At 69.0% G+C, this 10,337-nt stretch carries 11 protein-coding genes; 8 read left to right on the forward strand and 3 right to left on the reverse strand.

What is annotated here, in order from left to right; genetic code table 11:
- On the reverse strand, positions 1-400 hold a 400-nt coding region (gene secG / locus MZTS_RS23165; protein ID WP_192285587.1), incomplete at its 3' end, for a preprotein translocase subunit SecG.
- Between the two features lie 247 nt (positions 401-647).
- Between secG and MZTS_RS23170 the strand changes: the two genes are divergently transcribed.
- Positions 648-929: a hypothetical protein gene (locus MZTS_RS23170; protein WP_192285588.1), complete on the forward strand. Its 282-nt coding sequence runs from the start codon at positions 648-650 to the stop codon at positions 927-929.
- Positions 930-991: 62 nt separating this feature from the next.
- Positions 992-1,423: a cysteine hydrolase family protein gene (locus MZTS_RS23175; protein ID WP_343068843.1), complete on the forward strand. Its 432-nt coding sequence runs from the start codon at positions 992-994 to the stop codon at positions 1,421-1,423.
- 239 nt (positions 1,424-1,662) lie between these two features.
- Here MZTS_RS23175 and tpiA read toward each other — a convergent pair whose 3' ends face one another.
- Positions 1,663-2,427 carry a triose-phosphate isomerase gene (tpiA, locus tag MZTS_RS23180; protein WP_192285589.1) on the reverse strand — a complete coding sequence of 255 codons (765 nt, stop codon included), beginning with the start codon at positions 2,425-2,427 and terminating at the stop codon, positions 1,663-1,665.
- A gap of 214 nt (positions 2,428-2,641) precedes the next feature.
- Here tpiA and MZTS_RS23185 point away from each other — a divergent pair, with 214 nt between their 5' ends.
- Entirely contained in the window at positions 2,642-4,546 is a 1,905-nt protein-coding gene (locus MZTS_RS23185) for a peptidylprolyl isomerase (RefSeq protein ID WP_192285590.1), read from the forward strand.
- 10 nt (positions 4,547-4,556) lie between these two features.
- Positions 4,557-6,077 carry an anthranilate synthase component I gene (gene trpE / locus MZTS_RS23190; RefSeq protein ID WP_192285591.1) on the forward strand — a complete coding sequence of 507 codons (1,521 nt, stop codon included), beginning with the start codon at positions 4,557-4,559 and terminating at the stop codon, positions 6,075-6,077.
- A 25-nt stretch (positions 6,078-6,102) separates the two neighbouring features.
- Here the strand turns inward: trpE and MZTS_RS23195 are convergent, their stop codons facing one another.
- Entirely contained in the window at positions 6,103-6,771 is a 669-nt protein-coding gene (locus MZTS_RS23195) for a DUF5625 family protein (RefSeq protein ID WP_192285592.1), read from the reverse strand.
- Between the two features lie 310 nt (positions 6,772-7,081).
- Between MZTS_RS23195 and MZTS_RS23200 the strand changes: the two genes are divergently transcribed.
- From MZTS_RS23200 to moaC, 4 genes are all read left to right on the forward strand, one after another.
- Positions 7,082-7,696 carry an anthranilate synthase component II gene (locus MZTS_RS23200; RefSeq protein ID WP_192285593.1) on the forward strand — a complete coding sequence of 205 codons (615 nt, stop codon included), beginning with the start codon at positions 7,082-7,084 and terminating at the stop codon, positions 7,694-7,696.
- 137 nt (positions 7,697-7,833) lie between these two features.
- The gene (gene trpD / locus MZTS_RS23205) at positions 7,834-8,847 is read left to right on the forward strand and encodes an anthranilate phosphoribosyltransferase (RefSeq protein ID WP_192285595.1); all 1,014 of its coding nucleotides are present in this window, start codon (positions 7,834-7,836) and stop codon (positions 8,845-8,847) included.
- Positions 8,848-8,881: 34 nt separating this feature from the next.
- Entirely contained in the window at positions 8,882-9,739 is an 858-nt protein-coding gene (gene trpC, locus MZTS_RS23210; RefSeq protein WP_192285597.1) for an indole-3-glycerol phosphate synthase TrpC, read from the forward strand.
- On the forward strand, positions 9,736-10,227 hold the full coding sequence (moaC, locus tag MZTS_RS23215; protein WP_192285599.1) for a cyclic pyranopterin monophosphate synthase MoaC: 492 nt from the start codon (positions 9,736-9,738) through the stop codon (positions 10,225-10,227). Before trpC ends, moaC begins: the two co-directional genes overlap by 4 nt.
- The last annotated feature ends 110 nt before the right edge of the window (positions 10,228-10,337 follow it).

Consider the following 10,337-nt stretch of genomic DNA (forward strand, 5'->3'; position numbering starts at 1 on the left):
GCGCGGGAGCGGGCGTGGCCGGGGTGGCTGGCGCGTTGGTCGGCACCGAGGCCGGCTGGCCGGCGCCGCCCTGGCGCAGGGTGTCGAGCAGGTTGTCCGCGTTCACCGGCTTGTCGGCCTGCGTCTGGCCCTGCTGGCCGGTGCCGTCGAGGATCGAGCGGGGCGCGGCGCTGCGGTGGGACATGATCGCCAGCGTGATGCTGGTGGTGAAGAACAGGGCGGCGAGGATCGCCGTGGCGCGGGTCAGGGCGTTCGCTTGGCCGCGTCCGGTCATGAAGCCGGAGACGCCGCCACCGCCTCCGCCGCCGAGCCCGAGCCCGCCTTCCGAGCGCTGCAGCAGCACCACGGCGATGAGGGCCAGCACGATGATGAGGTGGACGACGATGAGGACGGTTTGCATGGCGTTTCCGGTGCCCGCTCACGCGGACGCTGTCGGTGCACGGCTTCGCGTCTCCCGGACGCGCGCAAAAGCGGCGCGCCCGCGGAACCGCCGCACGAAGTGGGGGCTCCTACACCGTTTGGCCCGTCGCGCCAACCGGCCTTCGTCGTTCGGCTCTGGACAAAGGCCCGATTCCGAGAGCGGCGCTTCCGCGCATCGGGCCGCGCGGGCATGGTCATCGGGCGGCTGCCTGTGCGAGGTGTCGCGGATGAGCGATTTTCAGCATGAAGCCGGGCGGCTTGCCGCCTTCATCGACCGCGCCGACCGCGAGGAGATGGCCGCCATCCAGTCCGATCTGCTGCGCATCGCCCTGGAGCGGCCCGATCCGGCGGGACGGGCGCAGGCGATGGACGCGTTGCAGGCGGCCCTGTCCGACCGGATCAGGCCCGATACGATGAGCCCGCTCGCCCAGGCCTTCTATGTCGCGGTGCTGGCGATGATCGAGCGCACCAGGGAGGCCGTGGCGAAGGCCCCGGCGAAGGAAGGCTGACCGCCTCTTCGTCCCCGGACAGGCAGGCCCTGCTCGTCGTCGATGTGCAGGCGAGCTTTGCCGTGCCTGAACCCGTCGTCGCCGGCATCGCCGCGCTGAGCCGGTGCTTCTACACCGTCGCCACGGTCGAGCGGCACGACGAGACGGTGACGCCGTTCGAGCGGCAGCTCGGCTGGAAGCCGGCGGCGGATGACAGGCCGCTGGTCCCCGCCGACCGGGTCTTCGTCAAGCACGGCTATCTGCCGCCGGCCGCCCTGATCGACGATCTCAGGAGCCGCGCCGTGGAGCGCGTCCTCGTCTGCGGCGTGCAGGCGGAAACCTGCTGCCTCGCGGCGGGCTTCATGCTGTTCGATGCCGGGCTGCGCCCGACGCTGCTGGCATGGCTCAGCGTCGGCTCATCCCTCGATCGTTCGGGAGGGCTCGGGGCCGAACTCTGGCGGCATCATTTCGGCAGCGTCCTGCGCCACCCGGACGAGCTTCGGCTGCCGCTCTGAGAGCCTGTTGAGGCATCTCATCTGCTGTCCATGACGGTCCTCATGCTGAGGAGCTGCGCCAGCAGTCTCGAAGCACCCCGCGACGCTTCTCCCGCCGGACGGAGGCCATTAGCGGAGGAATGTCATGGGATCGACCGTTCCGGATTGCTTCGAGGCTCGCTTCGCGAGCGCCTCAGCATGAGGACATTGGGATTGGCCCAGCAAGTGAACGCAAACAGGCTCTGAGGCGCGAAGCCGCCTCACTCCTCGTAGGCGCGGCAGATCCCCAGGAAATCTTCGGCGACGAGGCTCGCGCCGCCGACCAGCGCGCCGTCGACATTCTCGACCTTCATCAACTCGCGGGCATTCGAGGGCTTCACCGAGCCGCCGTAGAGGATGCGGATGCGGTGGGCCTCCTCGCCGACCAGCTTGTCGAGCATCTCGCGCAAGGAGGCGTGGACCTCGGCGATCTCCTGCGGCGTCGGCGTGCGGCCGGAGCCGATCGCCCAGACCGGCTCGTAGGCGACCACCGTGTCGGCGGCGGTGGCGCCCTTGGGCAGGCCGATGGCGAGTTGGGCGCGCACGATGTCGAGGGCGCGGCCCTGCTGGCGCTCCTCCATGGTCTCGCCGACGCAGATGATGCCGCGCAGGCCCGCGCGCCGGGCGCCGAGGGCCTTGGCGTGGACGCCGTCATCCGTCTCGTAATGGTAGGCGCGCCGCTCGGAATGGCCGACGATGACGTAAGAAGCGCCGAGATCGGCGAGCATCTCCGCCGAGATCGAGCCGGTGAAGGCGCCGTTCGGACGGGCGTGAAGGTTCTGACCGCCGATGGCGATGGGAGTGCCGTAGACCGCCGCGACACAGGAGGAGATCAGCGTCGCGGGCGGACAGATCAGGACGTCGATCTTGTCGAGGAGGGCCGGAGAGAGACCGTCCCGGATCGCCTCGACCGTCGCGATCGATGAACGCAGCCCGTTCATCTTCCAATTCCCGGCAACCAGCGGACGGCGTCCCTCGCTTGCCATGGTCTCGCGGTTCTCCGTATCTCGAATGACGCTGTGAACGATCCTGGGCGGACCTACCAGAGCAAGCTTAGGCGCGCAAACAACCCCAAGGGGGATATCGGCCGCCGGAACCACATGCTCTTTGCGCAGCCGTCCCAATCGTCTATCGCGGGGCCCAAACGGCCCTGCCTCACGCGGGTGGGGGCTCCTCAAGGGATGTAGGCCCGGGCGTCCGATGCTCCAGTCCATTCGCAATGCCAGCCAGCACTGGCTCGGCAAGGTCGTGCTGACGGTGATCTTCACCTTCCTGATCGCCGGCGTGGCGATCTTCGGTGTGGAGGAATTCTTCCGTGGCGGCTCCAGCTCCACCGTCGCGACGGTCGGCAAGACGCCGATCTCGGCCGAGGAGGTGCGCACCGCCTATCAGAATCAGCTCCAGCGCTATCAGGCCCAGCTCAAGCGGACGCTGACGCCGGATCAGGCTCGCTCGCTCGGCCTGGAGCGGCAGGTGCTCTCCCAGCTCATCACCGAGGCCGCCCTCGACCAGAAGACCACCGATCTCGGACTCGCCGTCTCCGACGCGGCGGTGCTGCGGGCGATCCAGGACGAGCCGAGCTTCAAGAACGCCAACGGCACTTTCGATCGGGTGCTGTTCTACCAGACGCTGCAGCGGGCCGGTCTGAACGAGGCGATGTTCGTGCGTGAGCAGCGCTCGGTCATCGCCCGCCTGCAACTCGCCGACGCCATCGTCGCCGAACTCCCGGTGCCCCAGGCCATCCGCGAGGCGGTGCACCGCTACAGCACCGAGCGCCGCAGCGCCGCCGTGCTGACGCTGGCCCCCTCGGCCGCGGGGGAGATCCCGGCCCCGAGCGAGGAGGAGTTGAGCGCCTACTACGACAACAACAAGGCCTCCTTCCGCGCCCCCGAATACCGCAGCCTCAACCTGCTGGTGCTGGACCCCACGGCGATGGCCAAGCCCGAGGCGGTGTCCGAGGAGGAGGCCCGCAAGGTCTACGAGGCCAACCGCAACCGGTTCGGCAAGCCGGAGCGGCGCACGATCCAGCAGATCAGCTTCCCCGACGAGGCCGCCGCCAACGAGGCGCGGGCCAAGATCGAGAGCGGCGAGACGCCGTTCGAGGCGGTGGCCGCCGAGCGCGGACTCGACCCGAAGCAGCTCGACCTCGGCACCCTGGCGAAGTCCGAGCTGTTCGATCCGGCGGTCGGCAACGCCGCCTTCGCCCTGGAGCAGGGCAAGGTGAGCGAGCCGGTCAAGGGCCGCTTCGGCACCGTGCTCCTGCGCGTCACCGGCATCGAGCCCGGCGACATCAAGCCCTTCGACGAGGTGAAGGACGAGATCCGCAAGGAGGTCGCCCTGCGGCGCGTCCGCGAGGGTGAGTTCGACAAGGCGCAGGACGCCATCGAGGATGCCCGCGCCTCGGCCAAGCCTTTGGCCGAGATCGCCAAGGATCGGGGGCTGACGCTCCTCGGCATCCCGGCGGTCGATGCCCAGGGCAACGATCCGTCGGGCAAGCCGGTCGAGGGCATCCCGGACAAGGAGACGACGCTGCCGGCCGCCTTCCGCGCCGATGTCGGCAACGACACCGAGGCCCTGCGCACCAAGACCGGCGGCACGATCTGGTACGACGTCGTCAAGATCGATCCGTCCCATGAGAAGCCTCTGTCCGAGGTGCGCGACGAGGCTGTGAAGGGCTGGACCCAGGCGGAGGTCGCCAAGCGCCTCGTCGCCAAGTCCAAGGAACTGACCGAGCGCCTGGAGAAGGGCGAGGCGATCGAGGCCGTGGCGCAGGAGACCGGCCTGCCCCTGAAGCAGGTGGCCGATCTCGGCCGCAACCAGACGAAGGACGACCTCTCCGGCGACATCGTCGAGCGCATCTTCACGACGCCCGTGGGCAAGGCCGCGTCCGCCCCCTCCGGCGAGGGCCGCGCGGTGTTCAAGGTCACCGCCGCGACGGTGCCGGCCTTCGTCGCCGGCACGCCGAGCGATCGTCAGCTCGTGACGTCGCTGCGCACGGCTCTGGCCGACGATGTGCTCGGCGAGTTCATCGCCGAGGTGCAGAAGAGCGCGGGGGTGAACGTCAACCAGACCGCCCTCCGCCGCGCCCTCGGCGGCGAGTATTGAGGTTCTGCCGATGAACGAGCCTGCGCACGAGGCGGTGGCGCGCGCCTACGAGGCCGGGCGGGCGAGCCTGCTCGGCCTGACCCTGGTGGCCGACCTTGAGACGCCGGTCGCCGCCTTCCTCAAGCTGAAGGCGGGTCATGCCGGCCCCGGCTTCCTGCTCGAATCGGTCGAGGGCGGCGCGGTGCGCGGGCGCTACTCGATGATCGGACTCGATCCCGACCTGATCTGGCGCTGCCGCGACGGGCGCCCTGAGATCGCCCGCGACGCCGCGCTCACCGATTTCGTGGCCGATGAGCGGGCGCCGCTGGCATCGCTGCGGGCGCTGATCGCCGAGAGCGCGGTGGGGGACGATGCCGAGAGCGCCGCCCTGCCGCCGATGGCGGCGGGCCTGTTCGGCTATCTCGGCTACGACATGGTCCGCGCCATGGAGCGTCTGCCGGAGCCCAATCCCGATCCCCTCGGCGTGCCGGATGCGATCCTCGTGCGCCCGCGGGTGATGGTGGTGTTCGACGCGGTGGCCGACGCGCTCACCGTGGTGACGCCCGTGCGCCCCGCCGCCGGCATCAGCGCCAAGGCGGCGCTGGAGGCGGCACAGGAGCGGCTCGACCGGGTCGCGGCCGCCCTCGAAGGGCCGCTGCCGGTCGAGGCACGCCTGGACGTGTCGAGCCTTCCCCTGCCCTCTCCGGTCTCGAACACCGAGCCGGACCAGTTCCTGGCGATGGTCGCCAAGGCGAAGGAGTACATCGTCGCGGGCGACATCTTCCAGGTGGTGCTGTCGCAGCGTTTCGAGGCGCCCTTCACCCTGCCGGCCTTCGCGCTCTACCGCTCCCTGCGCCGCACGAATCCGGCGCCGTTCCTGTGCTACCTCGATTTCGAGGGTTTCCAGGTCGTCTGCTCGTCCCCGGAAATTCTGGTGCGGGTGCGCGACGACAAGGTCACGATCCGTCCCATCGCCGGCACCCGCCGCCGTGGCGCCACCCCGGCCGAGGACAAGGCCCTGGCAGAGGAACTCCTGGCCGATCCGAAGGAGCGGTCCGAGCATCTGATGCTGCTGGATCTCGGCCGCAACGATGTCGGCCGGGTCTCGAAGATCGGCAGCGTCACCGTCACGGACTCGTTCTTCCTGGAATACTATTCCCAGGTCATGCACATCGTCTCGAACGTCGAGGGCGACCTCGACCCCGCGCACGATGCCCTCTCGGCCCTCTCCGCCGGATTCCCGGCCGGCACCGTCTCCGGCGCGCCGAAGGTGCGGGCGATAGAGATCATCGACGAGTTGGAGCGCGAGAAGCGCGGGCCCTATGGCGGCTGCATCGGCTATTTCGGGGCGCGGGGCGAGATGGATACCTGCATCGTCCTGCGCACCGCCATCGTGAAGGACGGCCGCATGCACGTGCAGGCCGGCGCCGGCATCGTCTACGATTCCGATCCGCATTCCGAGCAGCAGGAATGCGTGAACAAGGCGCGGGCCCTGTTCCGCGCGGCGGAGGATGCGGTGCAGTTCGCGAGCCGGGCGAAGCGGGGGCAATAATTAAGTCCGGCTTGGGAAAGTGACGTCAGGACTTTCGGCGCTTGCCCGCCCAATCAGCGACGGCTTGCCCGAGTAAGATCATGCCAAAGCTTCCAATCATGGGAAGGATGAGGAAGAAGTTCAGCAGGCCACCAAAGAAGGCGAGATCGCTCTGCCAGCCGTACGATGTTTTAAGGCCAGGCAAGCCGAATGACAGGTGAGCGATCATGCCGTCGAATTCGGGAATGTCGCGGAGTACTGAAGCGCTGAAACGGTAACGGCCAACCGGGAGGCGGATTGATCGAGCGACGGTTCGCGTAAAGTCGGTCGATCCCCAACTCGTAATTCCGTGCGTCTCGCCTTCTCCAGACGCCAGGATTTTTCCGGATGGGTCCGTTAGGCTCCACCGTAGGGGAACTGCGACATCACATCGGTTTTCCGGCGTTTTGCTTCCACATGAAAGAGTTCTGCCTACGAGTTGCATGGCTTCGTCGCGCGGCCGGGTCCCGGCCGAGAAGTCGATCCGCAGTTCATGCGGCGCTTCGAGCCGGATGCGAATATCTTGCTCGACCTTGCCCGCAAGCGACAACGCGATGGGAGCCTTCAAGGGAGCGGTGAACGTCTCCCGATGCCAGAGTTCGAAGCCAAGCAGCCAGCCGAGCAAGATAGCGAAAACGCTCGTCAATCGTCGCTGTCGGATCAGAAATGTTTTCATCGGGAACACCATAGCGTTCGGTTGCATTGACGACAGGTGCAACCTGATCCGCTCGGTGGGGTGAGGATGCGCGCTGCCGCACCTGTCGGCCAATCAGCGATCATGGTCTGCGGATGCAGCGGACTTGACTTGGCCCGGCTGCGTCGCCACGCCATTTGATCGAAGATTCATCTCTCATCCCAAGGCGCGCGTCAGCGGGCCTCGAAGGATCCTCCAGATCCCGCGCAAGCGCTGGACCATCCTGCGAGGCCGCCGGAGCGGTGCCTCGGGATGAGGGGCGGATCTGATTTCGCGTGTACGGCTGAGTTCGATGTCCAACGTCCTCGTCATCGACAACTACGATTCCTTCACCTGGAATCTCGTCCACCTGATCGGCCCGCTCTGCGAGCGGATCGACGTGGTGCGCAACGATCAGATCGACGTGGCCGGCATCCGCGAGCGGGCGCCGGACGCGTTGGTGCTGTCGCCGGGGCCCTGCACCCCGAACGAGGCCGGTATCTGTCTCGACGTGGTGAAGGAGCTGGGAGCCGAGATCCCGATCTTCGGTGTCTGCCTCGGGCTCCAGACCATCGGGCAGGCCTATGGCGGCGACGTGGTGCGCGCGCCCTCCCCCATGCACGGCAAGATCTCGACCATCTGCCACGAGGCCAAGGGCATCTTCCGCGGCATCAACGAGGGGTTTTCGGCCACGCGCTACCACTCGCTGGTGGTGGACCGCGCGAGCTGCCCGAAGGATCTCGCGGTGACCGCCGAGGCGGACGGGCTGATCATGGGGCTGCAGCATCGCGAACTGCCGGTCCACGGCGTGCAGTTCCATCCCGAGAGCATCCTCTCGAACCACGGCACGCAGATCCTGCGCAACTTCCTCGATATCGCGGCGGCGTGGCGCGCCGCGCGTGACAAGGGCGTTCCCGGCGTGCATTGACGGCTCCACTCCCGTCCCCTGATGGGGAGGGGGGACGGCTCGGGTGATCCCGGAACCGTTGCTTTCCTCACCCGACCCGCATCGTGGGCCGGCCTCTCCCGCGGAGGGGAGAGGGCTCGAACAGAGTTTCGATCCCGATGGACGCCTTCAAATCCCATCTCGCGACCGTCGCGGCCGGCGCCGCGCTGAGCCGCGAGCAGGCCCGCGCCGCCTTCGACGACCTGCTGTCGGGCGAGGTCACGCCGATCCAGGCCGGCGCCTTCCTCACCGCCCTCTCCGTCCGCGGTGAGAGCGAGGACGAGATCGTCGGCGCGGTTTCGGCGATGCGGGCGCGGATGCTGCCGGTCGCGGCGCCCGAGGGGGCCATCGACATCGTCGGCACCGGCGGCGACCATTCGGGCAGCTACAACGTCTCGACGCTCGCCGCGATCCTCACCGCCGCCTGCGGCGTGACGGTGGCCAAGCACGGCAACCGTGCCGCCACCTCCCGCTCCGGCGCGGCCGACGTGCTCGCCGCGCTCGGCGTCAAGATCGGCCTTCCGCCCGAGGCCCTGGCCCGCTGCCTCTCGGAAGCCGGGCTCTGCTTCATGTTCGCGCAGACGCATCACGGCGCCATGCGCCACGTCGCGCCGGTGCGCAGCGAATTGCCGTTCCGCACCATCTTCAACATGCTCGGCCCGCTCTCGAACCCGGCCGGCGTCACGGCGCAGGTCTTCGGCGTCTCGCGCCCCGCCTGGGCCGAGCCGCTGACGCGGGTGCTGGCGACCCTCGGCAGCCGCCGGGTCTGGACCGTGCACGGGTCGGACGGGCTCGACGAGATCACCACCACCGGGCCGACCGCCGTGGTGGCGCTGGAGGACGGGGCATTGTCCCGCTTCACCATCGACCCGCGCGAGGTCGGACTGCCGCTGGTCACTCTGGACGACCTGCGCGGCGGCGATCCCGAGCACAACGCCGCCGCCCTGCGTGCCGTCCTGGAGGGCACGCCGAGCGCCTACCGCGACATCGCCGTGCTGAATGCCGGCGCGGGCCTCGTGGTCGCGAAGGCCGCCGGCTCGCTGGCCGAGGGCGTCGCCCGGGCGCAGGCGGCGATCGATTCGGGGGCCGCGCGGGCCACCCTCGCCCGTCTCGTCGCCGTTTCGAATGCGTGATAGACGGCCTTCAGCCGGTTTGAAGGATCAACCGATGGACGACATCGTGGCCGACGTGACCGTCAGTGCCGCCTCGACGGCGCCGGAGCGGGCGAGCGTGCTGGCGCGGATCGAGGCTTACAAGCGCCGGGAGATCGCCGAGGCGAAGCTGCGCCTGCCCCTGGCCAAGCTCGAGAAGCTCGTCGCCAAGGCCGAGCCGCCCCGGGGCTTCGCCGATGCCGTCGCCGCGCATATCGCCGAGGGCCGGCCGGCCCTGATCGCCGAGATCAAGAAGGCTTCGCCCTCCAAGGGGCTGATCCGTGCCGATTTCGATCCGGCGACCCTGGCCGAGGCCTACGCCGCCGGCGGCGCCACCTGTCTCTCGGTGCTGACCGACACGCCCTCCTTCCAGGGCGCGCCGGACTTCCTGATCGAGGCCCGCGCGGCCTGCGCCTTGCCGGTGCTGCGCAAGGATTTCCTGTTCGAGCCGTATCAGGTCTACGAGGCCCGCTCCTGGGGCGCCGATTGCGTCCTCGTCATCATGGCCTGCCTCGACGATGCGGAGGCCGCCGCCATCACCGAGACCGCCCACGATCTCGGCATGGATGTCCTGGTCGAGGTCCACGACGCTGAGGAGCTGGAGCGGGCCCTCCCCCTCGGCAGCCGGCTCGTCGGCGTCAACAACCGCAATCTCAAGACCTTCGAGGTCTCGTTCGAGACGGCGATCGATCTGCGGCCCGGCATCCCGGCCGACCGGATCGCGGTGGCCGAGAGCGGGATCGGCAGCCATGCCGAGGTGCTGCGGCTCAAGGAGCACGGGCTCCACACCATCCTCGTCGGCGAGAGCCTGATGCGGCAGGCCGACGTGACGGCGGCCACGAAGGCCCTGCTGTTCGGGGATGCCGGCCGGTGAGCGGCCCCACCCTCACCCATATCGACCGGACCGGCGCGGCCAACATGGTCGATGTCTCGGACAAGGCCGCGACCTCGCGCACCGCCGTGGCCGAGGGCGTGGTGGTGATGCGCCCGGAGACCCTGGCGCTGATCCGGGAGGGCGACGCCAAGAAGGGCGACGTGATCGGCACCGCGCGGCTCGCCGGCATCATGGCCGCCAAGCGCACCCACGAGCTGATCCCGCTCTGCCATCCCCTGCTGCTGACCAAGGTGCGGCTGACCTGCGAGCCGGACGACACCCTGCCGGGCCTGCGGCTGACCGCTGAGGTGAAGGTTCAGGGCCAGACCGGCGTCGAGATGGAGGCCCTCACCGCCGTCTCGGTGGCCTGTCTGACGGTCTACGACATGGTCAAGGCCGCCGATCGCGGCATGCGCATCGAGGGCATCCGGCTGTTGTCGAAGGAAGGCGGCAAATCCGGGCAGTGGCACGCGGAGGACGGGGCTTGAAGGCTCTGCTGCCCGTCGCCGAGGCGCTCGACAGGATTCTCGCCGCCATCCCCGGCCCGGTCGAGGCCGAGGACATTCCCATCGCCCAGGCCGCCGGCCGCACCCTGGCC

The organism is Methylorubrum zatmanii, from assembly GCF_014845115.1.
GTDB classification, from domain to species: Bacteria; Pseudomonadota; Alphaproteobacteria; order Rhizobiales; family Beijerinckiaceae; genus Methylobacterium; species Methylobacterium zatmanii.